The sequence below is a fragment of the Klebsiella planticola genome, assembly GCF_000783935.2.
GTDB classification, from domain to species: domain Bacteria; phylum Pseudomonadota; class Gammaproteobacteria; order Enterobacterales; family Enterobacteriaceae; genus Klebsiella; species Klebsiella planticola.
The window spans coordinates 220,801-242,026 of the sequence record NZ_CP026047.1 but is presented as its reverse complement, the minus strand read 5'-3'; the positions used below and the strand labels follow the sequence as shown (position 1 = coordinate 242,026).

The following is a 21,226-nucleotide window of genomic DNA, read 5'->3' as shown; positions in this document are numbered from 1 at the left end:
CTGCCAGACCGATCAGAAGCGGTAGTTGAAGTTCGCGCCGTACAGCCAGGCGGTACCTTCAGAGCGGAAGGTATAAGGACCTTCTTTAATTTCTACGTGCTGACCGTGCATGTATGAAACACCCACGTCAACCGAAGCATCTTTGTTGAAGGCATAGGTGGTACCCGCGCTCAGCCACAGACGATCCTGATCCGGGATGGAGATAGAACGGGTGCTTGCAGGGACCGGGCTATCATCAAAGGCGATACCGGTACGGAAGGTCCAGTTATCGTCATAGTAATAGGTGGTACCCAGCGCAATACGGTAGGCGTCTTTAAAGCTTTCATCTTTATAGAACAGCGTCTCACCGTTGCTACCCGTTGCTTTCAGCTCCTGGAACTGACTCCAACTGGTGTAGGTCAGGCTATAGTGGACCGCCCACTGCGGTGCAACGCGGTTATAGCCGGACAGTTCCCACATTTCAGGCAGGTTCAGCGTCAGAGAACCATCGGTAGTTTGACCGTTGGTACCCGCCGGAAGCCCGAAGTTACCGAGGATCTGGTTGTACGCGGAAGGTAAGCTGCTTTTGTAATTACCGTCAAAGTCGATTTTCACTTCAGAACGATAGGTGAAGCCATAGCGGTTATTCTTATCCAGTTCATAAAGAATACCGGCGTTCCAGCCAAAGCCCCACGCGTTACCGTTGAGGTGAGCAATTTGTGTATCGGCAGGAATTTTCGATACCGGGCCGGCCAGCTGCGGCGGCAGTGCGCCAGAGCCCGCAACGATTTGCCCCAAATCGCCTGCATAGCGCTCAATCTTCGCTTTCGCATACACCGCATCAAACCCTAAGCCAAAGCTCCAGTGGCTGTCCAGGCGATAGGCGCCGCTCAGGTTGAAGTTGGCGGTGGTCAGGTCCGTTTTTCCGCCCATGCTGCCGGCGGCATAATCATCGGCGTACTCGGTCGCCAGACCATAGTTAGAGGTGATAGAGGCCCCCCAACCAAATTGATCGTTAATCGGCGATACAAAGTGGAAGTTAGGCACCCATGCGGTTGGCGCAATATTATCGGCGTTCAGGCTTTTGCCTGTTGGAGACTGGCCGGAAATATTGACGTTAGGGTCGACAAAGACCGCGCCCGCAGACATCGTCGGGCGATCGAACATCATAATCAATGCTGGGTTACGGCTGGCATTGCCCGCGTCGTCAGCAATTGCACCTTCACCGGAATAGGCGCGGCCCAGACCTGATGAAGAGAATTCATTTAACTGAAAGCCTGCTGACCAGGCCTGTGTTGAAACAAGTGCTACAGCCACTGCGAGGGCAGATTGGGTAAAGCGGGTTTTCTGGCTCATGCCCATAACCTCATTGAGTTATTTTTATTTAAACTATGTTACATGCCGTAACAGAAGCGCGAAGTGTAGGGTCTGCTTTACGACAGAGAAATCAGACCAGTGCGCTGAGTATAGGTCTGACCAGATGAGATGTTGCAAGTTTGTTTATGAGATTTTTCAGTTGTGATACGAAAAAAGCGATCCAGTTAGCAAAATTGGCCTCGTTCGCATTATCTAAACAGGGCATTTTTTGTTTTGGATCATTTTTAAGTGTGATTTCGGTCACTTAGGACTTTTGTCGCCATTAACGACTGGAGGCCGGGAGGCGCCGCGCGTAAAATAACCTCATTATTTGTCTGGCACCTTGAGTGCATATACAGAGGAAATCTACGATGAGTAAATGTAGTGCTGATGAAACCCCGGTTTGCTGCTGTATGGATGTTGGCACCATTATGGACAACACCGATTGCACCGCCTCTTACAGCCGGGTTTTTGCCAATCGCGCCGAAGCGGAACAAACTCTCGCCGCATTGACTGAGAAAGCACGGGGTGTGGAATCTGAACCGTGCAAAATTACCCCGACTTTTACCGACGTTGAAGGCGGAGTGCAGATGGATATCGATTTTGTCTTCTGCTGTGAAGCCGAAACGCTGATTTTCCAGCTTGGTCTGCGTTAATTTCTCCTCAACGCCCCTCCCTTCAGGGGCGTTATCTCCTGCTTTGTATGTGTTTTGGCTCCCACTTTTTCTCTTCGCTGATTGGCTTAATGTAAAAAATTAGTTAAAACTGTTATCAGGTCAGACCACTTGGTTTTATCGGTTAACAGGGGAAAGTCATGAGTCAGCCATTACCGCTTGTCACCCGTCAAGGCGATCGCATTGCCATTGTCAGCGGTTTACGTACGCCGTTTGCCCGCCAGGCCACGGTATTTCACGGTGTTCCCGCCGTTGATTTGGGAAAAATGGTTATCAGCGAAATGCTGGCTCGTAGCGATATTCCCCCGGAAATGATTGAGCAACTGGTATTTGGCCAGGTGGTGCAGATGCCCGAAGCGCCAAATATTGCGCGCGAAATTGTGCTTGGCACCGGCATGAGCGTACACACCGATGCCTACAGCGTAAGTCGCGCCTGCGCCACCAGTTTTCAGGCGGTTGCCAACGTCGCGGAGAGCCTGATGGCGGGAACGATCCGCGCAGGTATTGCCGGCGGCGCCGACTCTTCATCCGTTCTGCCGATCGGCGTCAGTAAAAAGCTGGCCCGAACGCTGGTGGATGCCAATAAAGCGCGCACTCTCGGGCAGCGTCTGAAGCTCTTCTCCCGTTTACGCCTTCGCGATCTTTTACCGGTACCGCCTGCGGTGGCCGAGTATTCGACCGGGCTGCGGATGGGGGATACCGCAGAGCAAATGGCAAAAACATGGGGTATCACCCGCGAACAGCAGGACGCGCTGGCGCACCGTTCGCACCAGCTGGCGGCGAAAGCCTGGGAAGAGGGGAAACTGGCCTCTGAGGTGATGACCGCGTATGTGCCGCCGTTCCGTGAACCGCTGGAAAACGACAACAATATTCGTAAAAATTCAACCCTGGCTGATTACCAAAAGTTACGTCCGGCTTTTGACCGCAAGCATGGCACGGTCACTGCGGCAAACAGTACGCCGCTAACCGATGGTGCCGCGGCGGTGATCATGATGACCGAGTCTCAGGCCAAAGCGCTGGGCTTAACCCCGCTTGGCTACCTGCGCAGCTATGCCTTTACCGCCATCGATGTCCGCCAGGATATGCTGCTGGGGCCGGCGTGGTCAACGCCGCTGGCGCTGGAAAGAGCGGGACTGAGCCTGGCTGATTTAACGCTTATCGATATGCATGAGGCTTTTGCCGCGCAGACGCTGGCGAATCTTCAGTGCCTGGCCAGCGACCGCTTTGCCCGCGAGGTGCTTGGACGCTCGCAGGCGACCGGGGAAGTCGACGAAAGTAAATTCAATGTCCTCGGTGGTTCAATTGCTTACGGGCATCCTTTTGCTGCCACCGGCGCGAGGATGATTACCCAGACGCTGCATGAGCTGCGGCGCAGGGGGGGCGGATTTGGCCTGGTTACCGCCTGTGCGGCGGGTGGACTCGGCGCGGCGATGATTCTGGAGGTGGAATAATGGACATGGCATCGGCATTTACCCTCGATATTCGCCCGGATAACGTCGGCGTCATCACTATCGATTCGCCCGGTGAAAAGATGAATACCCTGAAGGCCGAATTTGGCCAGCAGGTGCGGGCGATCGTTCGCCAGATTCGTGATAATAAATCTCTGCGCGGCGTCGTGCTGATTTCCGCAAAACCGGACAATTTTATCGCTGGCGCGGATATCAATATGATTGCCCGCTGCGCCAGCGCTCAGGAAGCGGAAGCGCTCGCCCGCCAGGGGCAACAAATTATGGCGGAGATCCATGGGCTGGCGATTCCGGTGATTGCCGCCATCCACGGCGCCTGCCTGGGCGGCGGCCTTGAGCTGGCGCTGGCCTGCCATGGACGGGTATGCAGCGATGACGAGAAAACGCGTCTGGGTCTGCCTGAGGTCCAGCTGGGGCTGCTGCCTGGCTCCGGCGGCACTCAGAGATTACCCCGCCTGATCGGTGTCAGCAGCGCCCTGGAGATGATTCTGACCGGCAAGCAGCTTCGCGCGCGTCAGGCGTTAAAAGCGGGCCTGGTGGATGAGGTGGTTCCGCAATCGATTCTGCTGCAGACGGCGGTGGAGCTGGCGCTGAAAGGACGGCCGGCGAGCCGCAGTATGCCGATCCGCGAACGGGTGCTTGCCGGACCGCTGGGCCGTAATCTGCTGTTTCGGCTGGTGGGGAAAAAGACCCGACAGAAAACCCAGGGCAACTATCCTGCCGCCGAGCGCATTCTGCAGGTGATTGAAAATGGATTAGCTCACGGCTGTAGCAGCGGCTATGCCGAGGAAGCGCGTGCCTTCGGTGAGCTGGCGATGACTCCGCAGTCTCAGGCATTGCGATCGATATTCTTTGCCAGCACGGATTTGAAGAAAGATCGCGGCGCCGATGCGCAGGCCGGGCCACTGAATCGCATCGGCATTCTCGGTGGCGGTCTGATGGGCGGCGGGATTGCGTATGTTACCGCCTGCAAAGGCGGGCTTGCGGTGCGTATCAAAGATATTCAGGCACGGGGAATTAACCATGCGCTGAAATACAGCTGGGAACTGCTGGACAAGCAGGTGCGTCGCCGCTATCTGCGCGCCAGCGAACGGGATCGTCAGCTGGCGCTGATTTCCGGCACCACGGATTATCAGGGCTTCGCCCATCGCGATGTGGTTGTCGAGGCTGTCTTCGAGGATTTAGCTCTTAAACAGCGGATGGTGGCTGAGATCGAAGCACACTGCAGCCCGCAGACGATCTTTGCCTCCAATACCTCTTCGCTGCCCATCGGCGACATTGCGGCGCAGGCCAGCCGACCGGGGCAGGTGATTGGCCTGCATTTCTTCAGCCCGGTCGAGAAAATGCCGTTGGTTGAAGTGATCCCCCATCAGCATACCGATCCGCAGACGATTGCGACGGTAGTTAAGCTGGCCAAAATGCAGGGCAAAACGCCGATCGTCGTGGCTGATAAAGCGGGTTTCTACGTCAACCGTATTCTGGCGCCCTACATCAACGAAGCGATGCGCTTACTCATGGAAGGTGAGCCCATTGATCATATCGATAAGTCATTGGTGAAATTCGGCTTTCCGGTGGGGCCGATTCAGCTGCTGGATGAGGTCGGAATTGATACCGGGACCAAAATTCTGCCGGTTCTGGAAGCCGCGTGGGGAGAACGTTTTAGCCCGCCTGCAAACATCATTGATGCGATCTTGAATGACGATCGCAAAGGGAGAAAAAATAACCGCGGTTTCTATCTTTATGAGCCAAAAGGGCGTACAAGCAAAAAACGACCCGATGCTGCGGTCTATTCGCTGCTGGGCGTTTCTGCTCCGCAGGCGCGCTTATCCGCCCGGCAGATAGCTGAGCGTTGCGTCATGATGATGCTTAACGAAGCCGCGCGCTGCTTCGATGAGCAGGTCATCCGCGGCGCCCGCGATGGCGACATTGGCGCGGTGTTCGGTATTGGCTTCCCGCCGTTTCTTGGCGGCCCGTTCCGTTATATGGATCAACTCGGGGCGAGTGAAGTTGTTGCCATCTTGCAACGTCTGGCCGCTCAGTACGGCCCACGGTTTACCCCATGCGAAAATTTATTGCGCATGGCCGGGCAGGGGGCAACCTTTTGGCCCGCTGCTGAACGGACGACCTAAGTTCTGGTCAAAGAAGATAAATCCGGCGATGAATGACGCTGTTGGTTGGCTGTTTTGTAAACGATCATTGACTATACTTACGCCATTGAGGTAAAAAACAGCGTTTCATTCGTTGGATGAATCAGGCACAATGCCCGGCCACCGGGTCGACTGCGTGCTATCTACGCAGGTAAGACTGCGGTGCTTCTGGTTAACAAAAGCGGTGCAATATGCAAGTTTTTATCATGCGTCACGGCGACGCTGCCCTCGATGCAGCCAGTGACTCGGTTCGTCCCTTAACCGTTTGTGGTTGTGACGAGTCCCGTCAGATGGCAACCTGGCTGAAAGGTCAAAAAGTGGATATTGAACGGGTTCTTGTCAGTCCTTACCTGCGTGCTGAACAGACGTTGGATGTGGTAAGAGAGTGCATGGACCTGCCTGAAAATGTCGACGTGATGCCGGAGCTCACGCCGTGTGGCGATGTTGGCATGGTCAGCGCCTGGCTTCAGACGCTGACCAATGAAGGTGTTTCAACGGTGCTGGTGGTTTCGCACCTGCCGCTGGTGGGGTACCTCGTCTCAGAGCTGTGCCCGGGAGAAACTCCCCCGATGTTCACCACTTCGGCTATTGCCTGTGTCACCCTTGATGCCGATGGCAAGGGCGAGTTCAACTGGCAGATGAGCCCCTGCAATCTGAAGATGGCGAAGGCTATCTGACTCCCCCGGAGCATCCGTATTACGGAAGCTCCGGCGGCTGCCACTCTTCAACTTCAATCAGCACCAGCAGTGCGGCGTCTCCGCCGTACTCTTTTGGCGCCTGATGAAAAGCCATGATGTGCGGATGTTGCGCAAGCCAGAGCGGCGTTTGCTGCTTGAGGATGTGTTTGCCGTGCCCGTGCATCACGCAGGCGCAAAAGACATGTTCGCGACGACAGGCGGCGATCAGCGCCCCCAGCTCCTGCTTAGCCTGCTGCTGGGTCAACCCGTGCAGATCGAGAAACAGCTCCGGCGAATAATCCCCGCGGCGCAGTTTTTTCAGTTCAAAATGGCTCACGTCCGGACGGACATATTTGACCGCCCCTTCGGTATTCAGCAGCGGCTGAAATTCATCGGAAAAATAGTGGCTGTTATCGGCCTGCTCCTGAAGTAAGCGTTTTGGCGGTACCTCGGTGATTTTCTTGCGCAGCGGGCGGTGCACGATGGTGTCTTGCTTAATCTGACGCGTGCCGGTCATTAACTGGCGGAACAACGCCTGATCCTCGTCGCTTAGCGATGTTTTCTTTTTCATTGCCCACTCTCATCATTTCTTTTCGCTAGTTTACCCGACTCGGCCTGTATTCAGGCAAGCAAAACGTATTTTTCCCCGTCCGCCTGACGTAAGAATGCTGATTTATCGCCGTCTTCGTGGCAAACTAGCCGCCGAATTTACAGTAGAGCGTGTCCTGGAGGATGGCGTGGATAAAATTTTTGTTGATGAAGCGGTCAATGAGCTGCATACCATTCAGGACATGCTGCGTTGGGCGGTCAGTCGTTTCAGCGCGGCGAATATCTGGTACGGCCATGGCACGGACAACCCGTGGGATGAGGCGCTGCAGTTGGTATTGCCATCGCTCTACCTGCCGCTGGATATTCCGGAGGATATGCACTCCGCGCGTCTGACTTCCAGCGAAAAACACCGCATCGTTGAGCGCGTGATTCGCCGGATCAACGAACGTATTCCGGTTGCCTATTTGACCAATAAAGCCTGGTTCTGCGGCCATGAATTTTTCGTGGACGAACGTGTGCTGGTGCCGCGTTCTCCGATCGGTGAGCTTATCAATAATCACTTCGCCGGCCTGATTGACCATCAACCGCAGCACATTCTGGATATGTGCACCGGCAGCGGCTGTATTGCGATCGCCTGCGCTTACTCTTTCCCGGAAGCGGAAGTGGATGCGGTGGATATCTCCGTTGACGCGCTGGCCGTTGCCGAGCAGAACGTTGAAGCGCACGGCCTGATCCATCAGGTCACGCCGATTCGTTCCGATCTGTTCCGCGATCTGCCGAAAGTGCAGTACGACCTTATCGTCACCAACCCGCCGTACGTTGACGAAGAAGATATGTCCGATCTGCCGGGCGAATATCGTCATGAGCCGGTACTGGGTCTGGCTTCCGGCAGCGATGGGCTGAAGCTGACGCGCCGTATCCTCGGTAATGCGCCGGATTATCTCAGCGACGACGGTATTCTGATTTGTGAAGTCGGTAACAGCATGGTACATCTGATTGAGCAGTATCCGGACGTGCCGTTTACCTGGCTTGAGTTTGAAAATGGCGGGGACGGCGTGTTCATGCTGACCAAACCACAGCTGATCGCCGCCCGCGCGCATTTCGGCATTTATAAAGACTAAAAACAACACGCAAACATGACGGAGCCGTGATGGCAGGAAACACAATTGGACAACTCTTTCGCGTCACTACCTTCGGCGAGTCGCACGGTCTGGCGCTGGGCTGCATTGTTGACGGAGTGCCGCCGGGCATTCCGCTGACGGAAGCCGATCTGCAGCACGATCTGGATCGTCGTCGTCCGGGTACCTCGCGCTACACCACGCAGCGCCGTGAACCGGATCAGGTGAAGATCCTTTCCGGCGTCTTCGAAGGCGTGACGACCGGGACCAGCATTGGTCTGCTGATTGAGAATACCGATCAGCGTTCTCAGGATTACGGCGCGATTAAAGACGTTTTCCGTCCTGGGCACGCTGACTATACCTACGAGCAGAAATACGGCCTGCGCGATTATCGCGGCGGCGGACGTTCCTCAGCGCGTGAAACCGCGATGCGGGTGGCGGCTGGCGCGATTGCCAAGAAATACCTCGCGCAAAAATTCGGCATTGTTATCCGCGGCTGTTTGACCCAGATGGGCGATATTCCTCTGGCGATCAAAGACTGGGAACAGGTTGAACAAAACCCGTTCTTCTGTCCGGATCCGGATAAAATTGAAGCGCTTGATGAACTGATGCGCGGCCTGAAAAAAGAGGGCGACTCCATCGGAGCTAAAGTGACCGTGGTCGCGGACGGCGTGCCTCCGGGGCTCGGTGAGCCGGTATTCGACCGTCTGGATGCCGACATTGCCCATGCGCTGATGAGCATCAATGCGGTGAAGGGCGTGGAAATTGGCGATGGTTTTGAGGTAGTGAAACTGCGCGGCAGCCAAAATCGCGATGAAATCACCAAAAACGGTTTCCAGAGCAACCATGCGGGCGGCATTCTTGGCGGTATCAGCAGCGGTCAGCAGATCGTCGCGAATATCGCGCTGAAGCCGACCTCCAGCATCACCGTACCGGGTCATACGATTAACCGTCACGGTGAAGAAGTCGAGATGATCACCAAAGGTCGCCACGATCCTTGCGTGGGCATCCGTGCGGTGCCGATCGCGGAAGCCATGCTGGCGATCGTGCTAATGGATCACTTTATGCGTCAACGCGCGCAAAATGGCGACGTGACGACATCAATTCCACGCTGGTAATCGATGAAAAAAACCGTTATCGCTCTGCTGGCGCTGGTCGCCAGCTCTGCCTGCCTTGCGGCGACGCCGTGGCAAAAAATCACCCAGCCGATTAGCGGCAGCGCGCAGTCAATTGGCGCATTTGCCAACGGCTGTATTGTCGGCGCGCAGGCGCTGCCGCTGAGCGCGACCAGTTACCAGGTCATGCGCACCGACCAGCGCCGCTACTTCGGCCATCCGGACCTGATCCAGTTTATTCAGCGCCTGGGCAATCAGGTGCAGAGTCAGGGCATGGGGACGTTGCTGATTGGCGATATGGGGATGCCAGCGGGCGGACGCTTTAACGGCGGTCATGCCAGTCACCAGAGCGGGCTGGATGTTGATATTTTCCTTCAGCTCCCGCAGACGCGCTGGAGTTCAGCGCAGCTCCTGAAACCGCAGGCGCTGGATCTGGTGGCTCGCGACGGCAAGCGCGTGGTGCCGTCGCTGTGGAGCCCGCAAATCAGTCATCTGATTAAACTGGCGGCAGAAGATAACGACGTCACGCGTATCTTTGTTAACCCGGCAATCAAACAGCAGCTCTGCCTCGATGCTGGCAACGATCGCGGGTGGCTACGCAAAGTCCGGCCATGGTTCCAGCATCGCGCACATATGCATGTTCGTCTGCGCTGCCCGGCGGGCAGCCTGGAGTGCGAAGAACAGGCGCCACCGCCGCCAGGCGATGGCTGCGGAGCCGAGCTACAAAGCTGGTTTGAACCCCCAAAACCCGGAACAACCTCTCCTGTGAAGAAGACGCCGCCTCCGCTGCCGCCTTCCTGCCAGGCGCTACTGGATGAGCATGTGCTGTAATGGAAAGCTTTATTGAGCTGTTTATGGTGTCGCCGACGGTACTGGTGGCGCTTTTTTTCGTGGCTATTCTGGCGGGATTTATTGACTCCCTGGCGGGCGGCGGCGGGTTACTGACGGTTCCGGCGCTGATGGCGGCAGGGCTGCCTCCGGCGCAGGCGCTGGCGACAAACAAGCTGCAGGCCTGCGGGGGATCGCTTTCTGCTTCGCTCTATTTTATCCGCCGCAAGGTGGTGAACCTGGCGGATCAGAAGCTCAATATCCTGATGACGTTTATCGGCTCAACCGCCGGTGCGCTGCTGGTGCAGCACGTCCAGTCCGATATTCTGCGCCAGATCCTGCCGGTGCTGGTGATCGGCATTGGCCTGTACTTCCTGCTGATGCCAAAATTAGGCGAAGCAGACCGTCAGCGTCGGCTGTACGGCCTGCCGTTTGCCCTGATCGCCGGCGGCTGCGTGGGTTTTTATGATGGTTTCTTCGGCCCTGGCGCGGGTTCTTTCTACGCGCTGGCTTTCGTCACTCTTGCCGGGTTTAACCTCGCCAAATCAACCGCTCACGCCAAAGTGCTGAACGCGACCTCTAACGTCGGTGGGCTATTGCTGTTTATCATTGGCGGCAAAGTCATTTGGGCGACCGGTTTTGTGATGATGGCGGGGCAGTTTATTGGCGCTCGCGCCGGTTCACGTCTGGTTCTGAGTAAAGGACAATCGTTGATTCGTCCGATGATTGTGGTTGTCTCCGCCGTGATGAGCGCGAAACTTCTTTATGACAGCCACGGTGCTGAAATTCTTCAGTGGTTGGGAATTCATTAATGCAACAGCAACACCATTATCAGCAGCTGATCGCTATTTTTGACGGCTGCTTTGCCGATGATTTTAATACCCGTCTGATTAAAGGCGATGACGAACCGATCTATCTTCCGGCAGATAGCGACGTGCCGTATAACCGCATTGTGTTTGCCCATGGTTTTTACGCCAGCGGCCTGCATGAGATTTCTCACTGGTGCATCGCGGGCAAAGCGCGTCGCGAGCAGGTTGATTTCGGCTACTGGTACTGCCCGGATGGCCGTGATGCCATGACCCAGTGTCAGTTTGAAGATGTTGAGGTGAAACCGCAGGCGCTGGACTGGCTGTTTTGCGTGGCGGCAGGTTTTCCGTTTAACGTGAGCTGTGACAATCTGGAAGGCGACTTCGAACCTGACCGCATTGCCTTTCAGCGGCGAGTTCATGCCCAGGTTATGACCTTGCTGGAGCAAGGGATCCCTGAACGTCCGGCGCGGTTTATCCGCGCGTTACAAGAATATTATCAGACGCCGCCACTGACGGCAGAACAATTCCCGTGGCCGGAAGACCTGCAATAAAGCCACGTTTGACACTAGAAGAGGAAAGACAATGCTCGCGGAGTTTGAATCACGCATTCTGGCGTTGATTGATGAAATGGTAGACCACGCCAGTGATGATGAACTGTTTGCCAGCGGCTATCTGCGCGGCCACCTGACGCTGGCGGTAGCCGAGCTGGAAGGAGGGGACGATCACTCTGCGAAAGCAATCAACGATCGGGTGGTTCGTAGCCTGGAGAAAGCGATCGGCGCAGGCGAACTGTCGCCGCCGGACCAGATTCTGGTGCAGGGAATGTGGAATAACTTATATCAGCGGGCAAAGCAATAATCCCCTGACCGCCTGGCCTGAAAAAGCGGCCAGGCGGCGCGACACCGGGTATCATCCTGATGTCGCGCTGCTTTTTGCCTCCAACCGACGGCGATCGCCGCCGCCCGGCTTATTTCACCGCTTTTCCCTTCAGCAGTTTCCGCACCCATAATCGATTCGGATTCAACGCCGCCAGCGTATCTCGGTCCAGCGGCAGCGGTTCGTGACTCATCTGCGCCGCCAGTACTTCCGCCGTCAATGGGGCGGAGCATAGTCCGCGCGAACCCAGCGCCCCCAGCACGAACAGATTGCGGTAAACCGGTGCCGTCGGCGCCTGCGCTTTGTGTTCGGCCAGCGTCGCGTACTGCGCTAACGTGGCGTCATAATCCGGTACATTTCCCACCATCGGTAAGTGATCCCGGGTGGCGCAACGCACGCCGCAGCGGGCGTCATTTCCACGGGTATCCACGTCCTGCGCCCATGCTGCCTGCGGGAAGCAGTCGATCAGTCGTTGACGGTTTTGCTGTTGATCATCGGCGCTAAAGGTCGCCTCCGTCTGTCCGCGGTGGTAGCTGGCGCCGATGCAGTGCTGCTGATAACGTGGATTTTGTGGCGTCAGGTAGCCGTCGTAGCACAATACCTGGCGCAAAGCTGACAGCGCAGGCGTGGTCGGAATATGGCTCACCTGTCCTCCCACCGGATATGCCGGCAATCGCGCAGTCTGAGGGAAGTCGGTCAGATGATGGCCGTTTGCCAGTACGACCACCTCATGACGCAGCTGCGCATTGAGCTGCCAGCCGTCATGGTCAGCAGCAAGCGTTGTGACCTTAACGTTATATCGGGTGCGCAGGCCCCGTGTTGCCGCCAGCGCAAAAAGTTCTGCCGTCAGCTGCTGCGGATAGAGCCAGCCCCCGGAGGGATAGGTGATGCCACCGCAGCCGGTTTCCACGCCGGCGATCTGCGCGACAGTTTGCGCGCTGACGGCCGCAGCAATCTCTGCCGGCAGCTCGAGTGCCAGCATCTGCGCGATTTTCTGTTCGCTCTTCTCGTCCCAGGCAAGCTGGGTGACGCCGCACCACTGATGGTCGAACATGATCGGAAGGGCGTCATACAGGCGGCGGGCGAAGGTAAATGCCGCCGGAAAGAAGCGGGCCAGCGCCGGATCGTGCTGGCTAAGCAGAGGATAGAGCGCGCCCTGACGGTTACCGGATGCGCCTTCAGCCGGTGCGTTATCGGCGCAGTATAAGGTGACTTGCCAGCCGCGGCGGAGCAGCGCGAGCGCAAGCAGGGCGCTGGCGATACCGCCGCCGATAATCGCCGCATCGCGTTGCTGGCTGCCGGTTCGCGCAAACCAGGGCGTGCGGGCGGGGATATTCAGCGTCCGGGCCATTTCACCGATCAGCATTTCACGTTTGCGGCCGAACCCTTTGCGTTTCTGCATGGTAAAGCCCGCTTCCTGCAGGCCGCGACGGACAAAACCGGCGGAGGTAAAGGTGGCCAGCGTGCCGCCCGGTCTGGCCAGGCGGGCCATTGCCCCGAACAGCTCCGGTGTCCACATATCCGGATTTTTCGCCGGGGCGAAACCATCAAGAAACCAGGCGTCGACCTGCTGATTCAGCGAATCATCGAGCTCGTGGGTCAGCGTATTGATATCCCCGAACCACAAATCCAGCGTGATGCGCCCGTCATCCAGCAGCAGGCGATGGCAGCCAGCGATCGCCTGCGGCCACTGCGCCTGCAATTGTTCCGCCCACGGCGCCAGTTCCGGCCAGTGCTGATGAGCCCGCCGTAGATCGGCGGAGGTCAGCGGAAATTTTTCGAAACTGATGAAATGTAATCTTTGCAGGGTAGCTTCAGGATTATCACGGCGAAAAACATCAAACGCCTGCCAAAGCGTCAGGAAGTTGAGACCGGTGCCGAATCCGCTCTCGGCGACCACAAACAGCGGGTGTGGATGGACCGGGAAGCGTGCATCGAGGCGGTTGCCGCCGAGGAAAACGTAGCGCGTCTCTTCCAGACCATTGTCATTGGAAAAGTACACGTCATCGAAATCTCGGGAAACAGGTGTACCCTCAGCGTTGAATTCCAGGTTGGCAGGTTGTATGGCGTTTTGTTTCACGTAAGTTACTCGAATCTCAAGGCGTAGAACGATCTTAACGATGTGTGCCGGGGGGCGCAAATTTATACACAAAATGGCTGATCGGACTTGTTCGGCGTACAAGTGTACGCTATTGTGCGACTCGAAACTTAAAATAGTGTGACTTACAGAGGTATTGAATGAAACGTGCAGTGATTACTGGCCTGGGCATCGTTTCCAGCATCGGTAACAACCAGCAGGAAGTCCTGGAATCTCTGCGTGAAGGGCGCTCGGGGATCACTTTCTCTCAAGAATTCAAAGATTCTGGTATGCGCAGCCACGTGTGGGGTAACGTTAAACTGGACACCACAGGTCTTATCGACCGCAAAGTGGTCCGTTTCATGAACGATGCCTCTATCTATGCTTATCTCTCTATGCAGCAGGCTGTAGCCGATGCTGGACTGAAAGAAGAAGTTTATCAAAACAACCCTCGCGTGGGTCTGATTGCCGGTTCCGGCGGTTCTTCTAAATCTCAGGTGTTTGGCGCAGATGCGATGCGTAGCCCGCGCGGCCTGAAAGCAGTGGGTCCTTATGTTGTGACCAAAGCGATGGCTTCTGCGGTATCCGCTTGCCTCGCCACGCCGTTCAAAATCCACGGTGTGAACTATTCTATCAGCTCCGCTTGCGCGACATCAGCTCACTGTATCGGCAGCGCGGTTGAACAAATTCAGCTTGGCAAACAGGATATCGTTTTTGCTGGCGGCGGCGAAGAGCTGTGCTGGGAAATGGCCTGTGAATTCGACGCCATGGGCGCACTGTCCACCAAATACAACGAAACGCCGGATAAAGCATCCCGCACTTATGATACGCACCGCGACGGTTTTGTTATCGCCGGCGGCGGCGGTATGGTTGTGGTTGAGGAGCTGGAGCATGCTCTGGCGCGCGGCGCGCACATTTATGCGGAAGTGGTCGGCTACGGCGCAACTTCTGATGGCGCGGACATGGTTGCTCCGTCTGGTGAAGGCGCAGTGCGTTGTATGAAACAGGCGATGGCCGGTGTTGACACACCGATTGACTACCTGAACTCCCACGGCACCTCGACTCCGGTCGGCGACGTGAAAGAACTGGGCGCCATTCGCGAAGTCTTCGGCGACCACAGCCCGGCTATCTCCGCGACCAAAGCGATGACCGGCCACTCCCTGGGCGCCGCGGGCGTGCAGGAAGCGATCTACTCTCTGCTGATGCTGGAACATGGCTTTATTGCGCCAAGCATTAACATCGAAGAGATGGATGAGCAGGCGGCGGGTCTGAACATCGTCACCAAACCGACCGAACAAGCGCTGACGACCGTGATGTCCAACAGCTTCGGTTTCGGCGGCACCAACGCCACGCTGGTCATGCGTAAACACAAGGCATAATCGGCTGGTTATTCAACCGATATGTAAAAAGGGAGCCTGCGGGCTCCCTTTTTTGTCGTCTTGACAGAGCCGGACCTCTACAGGCAAACTGCTGCGAAACATTATCACCCCGGTAATGCGTAAGCGTTTAACGTCAACCAACGCGCCTTAACCCTGATAATCAGGTGGAGGGGGCGTGGCTACTACCTCGCCTTACTCTGCGAACTGGAGTAAAGCATGTCCGCAGCAACTGAAACAACAAATACCTCTTCAGCGAATATTCCATTATTTCGTATTACCTTTGCCGTTTTTCTGACCTATATGACCGTTGGCCTGCCGCTACCCGTGATCCCGCTCTTTGTCCACCATGAGCTGGGCTTCGGCAACACGATGGTGGGCGTAGCGGTGGGCATTCAGTTTCTGGCGACGGTGCTGACCCGCGGCTATGCCGGTCGTCTGGCCGATCAGTATGGTGCCAAGCGCTCGGTGCTGCAGGGCATGTTAGCCTGCGCATTAGCCGGGGCGGCGTGGCTGCTGGCCGCGTTACTGCCGGTTTCCGTGCTGGTAAAATTTGCGCTGCTGGTGCTGGGGCGTTTGATCCTCGGATTTGGTGAAAGCCAGCTGTTGACCGGAAACCTGAGCTGGGGACTGGGGTTGGTTGGCCCTGCGCGTTCAGGCAAGGTCATGTCCTGGAACGGGATGGCGATGTACGGCTCATTGGCCGTGGGCGCGCCGCTGGGACTGATGATCTACTCACACTTTGGCGTTGTGGTTCTCGCCTGCGTCACGATGGGACTACCGCTGCTGGCGCTGGCCATCAATGGTACGGTCAGTAAAGTTCCGGCGCACGGGGGCGAACGGCCATCGTTATGGAGCGTCGTCGGTATGATCTGGCGCCCGGGTATCGGCCTGGGGCTGCAAGGGGTGGGATTTGCCGTGATTGGCACCTTTGTCTCACTCTATTTCGCCAGCCGCGGCTGGGCGATGGCGGGCTTCACGCTGACCGCGTTCGGCGGCGCCTTTGTGCTGATGCGTATTCTGTTTGGCTGGATGCCGGACCGTTTTGGCGGCGTAAAGGTAGCGATGGTGTCGCTGCTGATCGAGGCCATTGGCCTGACGCTGCTGTGGCTGGCGCCGAGCGCCTGGGTTGCCCTGGCCGGGGCGGCGCTGACCGGTTGCGGCTGCTCGCTCATCTTCCCGTCCCTCGGCGTTGAAGTTGTCAAACGCGTACCGGCTCAGGTTCGCGGTACCGCGCTCGGCGGCTTTGCGGCCTTTCAGGATATTTCATACGGTGTCACCGGCCCGCTTGCCGGGCTGCTTGCCACATCGCTGGGCTACTCTTCTGTCTTTCTGGCGGGCGCAATATGCGCGGTGCTGGGCATGCTCATGACGCTGTTCTCCCTACGTCGATAACGCGATTCCCGGTCTTCAGCGAGGGAGACCGGGGGCTTTGCGTGGAAGGTAATACTTCACCTGAAACTCAAACATGTTGGTATAGAGAATGGAATAGTCTATCGGCTGATGCTGTTCATCAATCGCCTGGGTTTGCATTTTGATGATCGGATCTTTGGGGCTGATATGCAGCAGCGTGGCCAGTTCCGGAGAGGGAAGTATCGGCACTATGGATTCGTAGCAACCGTCAATGCGTATCCCGCATTCGTTTTCGATATACGAGAACTTCGACTTTTTCATATGGGCGATGGTCAGGTCAGGAAAGCGCGTTGCCGAGAGCCAGGTTTCTTCTAATTGCATCGCAATGCTATCGATAAAACGCAATCTTTTAGCATAATATACAGGTTCACCGTGCTGTAACTGCAAAGCTTTTGCGATTTCTTCTGATGCGGTTTGCAATTCAAATTTGAGAATTTGGCTAGAGGGCGTTTTACCTTCATTGCGGGCAATTTCGGTAAAACTGTCTAAATGCGTCACCGACGCCTGGAAATGTTTATTTCTAATCCAGGTTCCCGAACCGTGTCTCCGTTCGATTAAACCCTCCTCCTCCAGAGTCTTTAGCGCCTTACGCAGTGTATTTCGCGAAACATCATAAAGTTCTGCTAATTCTTTTTCTGATGGCAGAAGATCGTCAATGCTATAGAGCGGGCTATTAATTTTGTTTTTCAGTAAATTAACTACATTTTTATAAACCACTTTTGAACCTCAATAATCCCTTTTAAAACATTGGGTTGTCGTTGTGTGTCGTTAAATTTACGCTAACACGTTCATTTTTTTCCTGGTTTTTGAACAACTTTTCTCTTGCTAACTGTGATCGCAACTGCGGATAAGAAAATTAACAATTATTACAGTGCTCGTCAATTGAGACTGATGAACAGGAAAAGGAAGGAAAGTGAAAAATATATTGTTAGTTTGTGCTGCCGGGATGTCCACCAGTATGTTAGTGAAACGCATGCAGGAGCATGCTGCAGCGGTGGGGATAGCGGTAAATATCAATGCGCTGGCCATTTCTGAAGCCAAAGAAAAAATCAAAAAAAACGAAGTGGATGTGGTTTTATTAGGGCCGCAGGTTCGTTTCCAGAAAAGTGAAATAGAAGAGGTCGCTCACGGTAAAATGCCGGTTGCGGTTATTGATATGAAATATTACGGGCAAATGGATGGTCCGGCCGTGTTAGACAGCGCGCTCACCTTACTGGCCAATAAATAATTTTTTATCTATTACCCCGGTTAACGCCTGAATATCAGCGTCGTGCCGCCGGATACCTCTGCTCCACTGCTGGGGCGCTATCGCAGATTATCGATAAAAATAAGGATTCATCATGAGTTTTATGAATGCCTTTGAACGCGGCATGGAGAAAATCCTTGTCCCTGTGGCTATAAAACTAAATTCTCAGATTCACGTATCGGCGATTCGGGATGCATTTATCTTATCCTTCCCAATCGTGATGGCCAGTTCGCTGATTATTTTAATTAACTTTGCAATATTGTCTCCTGATGGTTTTATTGCAAGCATTTTACATTTGGGAACAATATTCCCGAATCTTGCTGACGCGCAGCAAATTTTTACTCCGGTGATGAATGGCTCAGTCAATATTATGGCAATATTGATTACCTTTCTCGTTGCACGCAATATCGCGATTAGCTTCCAGCAGGACGATCTGCTGTGCGGACTAACGGCCATTGGCGCCTTTTTTGTGGTCTATACACCTTATACCATCATCGATGGTCAGGCTTATCTGACGACAAAATATCTCGGGCCGCAGGGGCTGTTTGTGGCCATTATCGTTGCGCTGATTTCCAGCGAGGTCTTTTGCCGGCTAGCGCGTAACCCGAAAGTGACGATTACGATGCCGGCAGCGGTACCGCCGGCGGTGGCGCGCTCGTTCAAGGTGCTGTTGCCGATCTTCTTTGTGATGATTTCCTTTTCCATCATTAACTACCTGCTGACCCGCATCTCGCCGAACGGCCTTAACGATCTGATCTATACGCTGATTCAGGCCCCGCTAAAGGATATGGGCACCAACATTATCACCGTTCTGATTCTGGGACTGGTGGCAAACTTCCTGTGGGTGCTGGGGATCCACGGTCCCAATACCGTTGCGGCGATTCGTGAAACTATCTTCTCGGAAGCGAATCTGGAAAACCTCTCCTATGCGGCCTCACACGGCACCACATGGGGGGCGCCTTATCCGATAACCTGGACCGGCATCAACGATGCGTTTGCCAACTGCGGCGGCTCGGGGATGACGCTGGGTCTGCTGCTGGCAATCTTCATCGCTTCGCGGCGTAAAGATTATCGCGATCTGGCGAAAATGGCCTTCGTACCGGGCTTGTTCAATATCAACGAACCGGTGATGTTTGGTTTACCGATAGTCCTGAACCCGATTCTGGTGATTCCGTTTATTCTGGTTCCTTTTATTAACTCGTTGATCGGTTACTTCTTTATTAGCATGGAATTTATCCCGCCGATTGCCTACGCGGTTCCGTGGACCACGCCAGGTCCGCTGATTGCCTTCTTTGGTACCGGCGGTAACTGGTTAGCGCTCTTTGTCGGCATTCTGTGCCTTGCTGTTTCAACGCTGATCTATTTACCGTTTGTTATTGCGGCGAATAAGGTGAATACCGCAGCGACCGCTGAGTAATGAAAAAGACGTGGGGAAATAAATATGTTTGCTGATGAAAGCACGGTGATGGAACTGCTTATCCATGCCGGACAGGCCCGCTCGGATGCCATGGAGGCCATCGCCGCCTCACGCCGCCGGGAATGGGGGACCGCTGAGAAGCTAATGGCCAGTTCAGAAATGGCCTGCCGGGAGGCGCACAAGATACAAACGGCGCTGATTGGTCTGGATGAAGGCTGCGGGAAAATTACCGTCAATCTTATTCTGGTTCACGCGCAGGACCATTTAATGACCGCGATGCTGTGCCAGGATTTAGCTAAAGAAATTATTGCGTTGCGACAAGAACTCACTGCCTGACTTTCTCTGCCTTCAGCCATCCGGCTGAAGGCGTATTATAAAAATATGAAAGGTACTCTATGTATTCAAGTCAATTGAAGGTTAGCTTATTGTCTTTATCGGTACTTCTGGCTATTTCGTCACCCTCTGTTTTAGCGGCGAAATTAACTATTGAACAACGTCTTGAATTGCTGGAATCAGAATTATCAGCCAATAAAAAAGAATTGCAAAAAACGCAATCACAATTATCGACGTATAAAGATAAAGTGGCCGTGTTACAAAAAAGTATAAAAGAAAATGAGAAAAGAAATGTCACCGCGGGTTACCCGACGGCGACCTCTCCGGCGGCAGAAAATATCGCCAATGAAAATAATGAAATCAGCCAACGGGCGGCGCCGGCAGAAGTCAAAGCGACACAGCAGGTGGCGGTCATTAATACCGACGGTAAGAAGGCGAAAGTTGAGAGCGTGACCATGAAAGATCTCAGCAAATTCGTCAAAGAGGATATTGGTTTCAGCTATCAGGGATATCTACGTTCCGGCTGGGGCACCTCAAATCACGGGTCGTCGCAGACCTATGCAGCGGGTTCGCTGGGCCGCTTTGGTAATGAAATGAGCGGCTGGTTTGATCTGACCTTAAATCAGCGGGTTTATAACCAGGATGGGAAAACCGCCAATGCCGTCGTGACCTACGATGGTAATGTTGGTGAGCAGTATAACGATGCCTGGTTTGGCGACACCAATAACGAGAATATTCTTCAGTTCAGCGATATCTATCTCACCACCAAAGGATTCCTGCCGTTTGCGCCGGAGGCTGATTTCTGGGTAGGTAAACACAAACTGCCGGAATATGAGATCCAGATGCTTGACTGGAAATCGTTGACCACCGATGTTGCAGCCGGTGTCGGGATCCAGAACTGGGCGCTGGGCGTCGGGCAGCTTGACGCTTCTCTCAGTCGCAATGATGTGGATGTTTATTCGCGTGATTTCACGCAGACCACACAAATGAACACCAATTCGCTGGATCTGCGCTACCGCAATATTCCGCTGTGGAACAACGGCTCGCTGTCGTTGATGGGCAAATATGCTTTTGCAAACAAGAATGATGAACAGGAGAAAAACGAGGATAACAATAGCTTCTTTAGGCTCAAGGATAGCTGGATGGCCACCGGGATCATCCGTCAGGAGCTAGAGCGTAAGGGCTTTAATGAATTTACGCTCCAGGTGGCGAATAACTCTTATGCCAGCAGCTTCTCGAACTTCTCCGGTGCCAGTAACTCCATGGCCCACGGGCGCTACTACTATGGCGATCATACTAACGGTGTCGCTTTACGTTTGATTTCACAGGGCGAAATGTACCTGGCCGATCGCGTGATTATGGCTAATGCGCTGGTCTGGTCGCACGGGAACGATATCTACAGTTACGAAAGCGGCGCGCATAGTGATTTTGACAGCTTCCGCGCGGTGATTCGTCCGGCATGGATTTGGGATACCTGGAATCAGACCGGGGTGGAGTTAGGCTGGTTTGCGCAGAAAAACAAAACGGAGCAAGGCAGAGATTTGAAAGAATCGGCATATAAAACGACGCTCTATCATGCGCTGAAAGTCGGGCCGAGTCTGTTAGGTTCGCGACCGGAAATTCGTTTCTACGGAACCTATATCAATATTCTGGATAACGACCTGTCACAGTATCGGTTCAACGACGACAGTAAGGATGAATTGATGCTGGGCGTGCAGGCCGAGGTGTGGTGGTAATTGCCTCATCAAGACATCAACGCCCGCATCATGC

General features: G+C 54.8%; 20 protein-coding genes. 16 read left to right on the top strand and 4 right to left on the bottom strand.

The window, feature by feature from the left end:
* Positions 1-12: 12 nt before the first annotated feature.
* Positions 13-1,335 (bottom strand): long-chain fatty acid transporter FadL, encoded by a 1,323-nt coding sequence (gene fadL, locus MC50_RS01085; RefSeq protein WP_032686613.1) that lies wholly within the window; start codon positions 1,333-1,335, stop codon positions 13-15.
* A 371-nt stretch (positions 1,336-1,706) separates the two neighbouring features.
* Between fadL and MC50_RS01080 the strand changes: the two genes are divergently transcribed.
* The 4 genes from MC50_RS01080 (at position 1,707) to sixA (ending at position 6,299) form a co-directional block, all read left to right on the top strand.
* Positions 1,707-1,991, top strand: a complete 285-nt coding sequence (locus MC50_RS01080) for a YfcZ/YiiS family protein (RefSeq protein WP_032686614.1) — start codon at positions 1,707-1,709, stop codon at positions 1,989-1,991.
* Between the two features lie 158 nt (positions 1,992-2,149).
* Positions 2,150-3,460, top strand: coding sequence for an acetyl-CoA C-acyltransferase FadI (gene fadI / locus MC50_RS01075; protein ID WP_032686615.1), 1,311 nt, complete (start codon positions 2,150-2,152; stop codon positions 3,458-3,460).
* The gene (gene fadJ, locus MC50_RS01070) at positions 3,460-5,604 is read left to right on the top strand and encodes a fatty acid oxidation complex subunit alpha FadJ (protein ID WP_032699065.1); all 2,145 of its coding nucleotides are present in this window, start codon (positions 3,460-3,462) and stop codon (positions 5,602-5,604) included. The genes fadI and fadJ overlap by 1 nt, the downstream gene beginning before the upstream one ends.
* Before the next feature lie 209 nt (positions 5,605-5,813).
* Complete coding sequence (sixA, locus tag MC50_RS01065; protein ID WP_032686620.1) at positions 5,814-6,299, top strand: phosphohistidine phosphatase SixA; 486 nt, start codon at positions 5,814-5,816, stop codon at positions 6,297-6,299.
* Between the two features lie 19 nt (positions 6,300-6,318).
* Here the strand turns inward: sixA and smrB are convergent, their stop codons facing one another.
* The gene (smrB, locus tag MC50_RS01060) at positions 6,319-6,870 is read right to left on the bottom strand and encodes an endonuclease SmrB (protein ID WP_015583758.1); all 552 of its coding nucleotides are present in this window, start codon (positions 6,868-6,870) and stop codon (positions 6,319-6,321) included.
* Positions 6,871-7,036: 166 nt separating this feature from the next.
* Between smrB and prmB the strand changes: the two genes are divergently transcribed.
* The 6 genes from prmB to MC50_RS01030 are packed head-to-tail and all read left to right on the top strand — an operon-like array spanning position 7,037 to position 11,576.
* The gene (gene prmB, locus MC50_RS01055; RefSeq protein ID WP_015583759.1) at positions 7,037-7,969 is read left to right on the top strand and encodes a 50S ribosomal protein L3 N(5)-glutamine methyltransferase; all 933 of its coding nucleotides are present in this window, start codon (positions 7,037-7,039) and stop codon (positions 7,967-7,969) included.
* Positions 7,970-7,998: 29 nt separating this feature from the next.
* Positions 7,999-9,084, top strand: coding sequence for a chorismate synthase (gene aroC, locus MC50_RS01050; protein WP_032686621.1), 1,086 nt, complete (start codon positions 7,999-8,001; stop codon positions 9,082-9,084).
* Between the two features lie 3 nt (positions 9,085-9,087).
* Positions 9,088-9,912, top strand: a complete 825-nt coding sequence (gene mepA, locus MC50_RS01045; RefSeq protein WP_004865256.1) for a penicillin-insensitive murein endopeptidase — start codon at positions 9,088-9,090, stop codon at positions 9,910-9,912.
* Entirely contained in the window at positions 9,912-10,721 is an 810-nt protein-coding gene (locus tag MC50_RS01040) for a sulfite exporter TauE/SafE family protein (RefSeq protein WP_032686624.1), read from the top strand. The genes mepA and MC50_RS01040 overlap by 1 nt, the downstream gene beginning before the upstream one ends.
* Entirely contained in the window at positions 10,721-11,269 is a 549-nt protein-coding gene (locus tag MC50_RS01035) for an elongation factor P hydroxylase (protein ID WP_004865249.1), read from the top strand. Before MC50_RS01040 ends, MC50_RS01035 begins: the two co-directional genes overlap by 1 nt.
* A gap of 31 nt (positions 11,270-11,300) precedes the next feature.
* Complete coding sequence (locus tag MC50_RS01030; protein ID WP_032686625.1) at positions 11,301-11,576, top strand: YfcL family protein; 276 nt, start codon at positions 11,301-11,303, stop codon at positions 11,574-11,576.
* A gap of 109 nt (positions 11,577-11,685) precedes the next feature.
* Here MC50_RS01030 and mnmC read toward each other — a convergent pair whose 3' ends face one another.
* The gene (mnmC, locus tag MC50_RS01025) at positions 11,686-13,674 is read right to left on the bottom strand and encodes a bifunctional tRNA (5-methylaminomethyl-2-thiouridine)(34)-methyltransferase MnmD/FAD-dependent 5-carboxymethylaminomethyl-2-thiouridine(34) oxidoreductase MnmC (RefSeq protein ID WP_047663347.1); all 1,989 of its coding nucleotides are present in this window, start codon (positions 13,672-13,674) and stop codon (positions 11,686-11,688) included.
* Between the two features lie 158 nt (positions 13,675-13,832).
* On the opposite strand from mnmC, the gene fabB reads away from it, so the two are divergent.
* Both fabB and MC50_RS01015 read left to right on the top strand, forming a co-directional pair.
* Positions 13,833-15,050: a beta-ketoacyl-ACP synthase I gene (gene fabB, locus MC50_RS01020; protein ID WP_032686628.1), complete on the top strand. Its 1,218-nt coding sequence runs from the start codon at positions 13,833-13,835 to the stop codon at positions 15,048-15,050.
* 216 nt (positions 15,051-15,266) lie between these two features.
* On the top strand, positions 15,267-16,442 hold the full coding sequence (locus tag MC50_RS01015; protein WP_032699069.1) for an MFS transporter: 1,176 nt from the start codon (positions 15,267-15,269) through the stop codon (positions 16,440-16,442).
* Between the two features lie 15 nt (positions 16,443-16,457).
* Here the strand turns inward: MC50_RS01015 and MC50_RS01010 are convergent, their stop codons facing one another.
* Entirely contained in the window at positions 16,458-17,177 is a 720-nt protein-coding gene (locus MC50_RS01010) for a GntR family transcriptional regulator (RefSeq protein ID WP_047663346.1), read from the bottom strand.
* Positions 17,178-17,373: 196 nt separating this feature from the next.
* Between MC50_RS01010 and MC50_RS01005 the strand changes: the two genes are divergently transcribed.
* From MC50_RS01005 to MC50_RS00990, 4 genes are all read left to right on the top strand, one after another.
* Entirely contained in the window at positions 17,374-17,688 is a 315-nt protein-coding gene (locus tag MC50_RS01005; protein WP_032686631.1) for a PTS sugar transporter subunit IIB, read from the top strand.
* 112 nt (positions 17,689-17,800) lie between these two features.
* Positions 17,801-19,123 carry a PTS sugar transporter subunit IIC gene (locus MC50_RS01000; RefSeq protein WP_032695487.1) on the top strand — a complete coding sequence of 441 codons (1,323 nt, stop codon included), beginning with the start codon at positions 17,801-17,803 and terminating at the stop codon, positions 19,121-19,123.
* 24 nt (positions 19,124-19,147) lie between these two features.
* Positions 19,148-19,459, top strand: coding sequence for a PTS lactose/cellobiose transporter subunit IIA (locus tag MC50_RS00995; protein WP_032686634.1), 312 nt, complete (start codon positions 19,148-19,150; stop codon positions 19,457-19,459).
* 59 nt (positions 19,460-19,518) lie between these two features.
* Positions 19,519-21,192 (top strand): carbohydrate porin, encoded by a 1,674-nt coding sequence (locus tag MC50_RS00990; RefSeq protein ID WP_047663345.1) that lies wholly within the window; start codon positions 19,519-19,521, stop codon positions 21,190-21,192.
* The last annotated feature ends 34 nt before the right edge of the window (positions 21,193-21,226 follow it).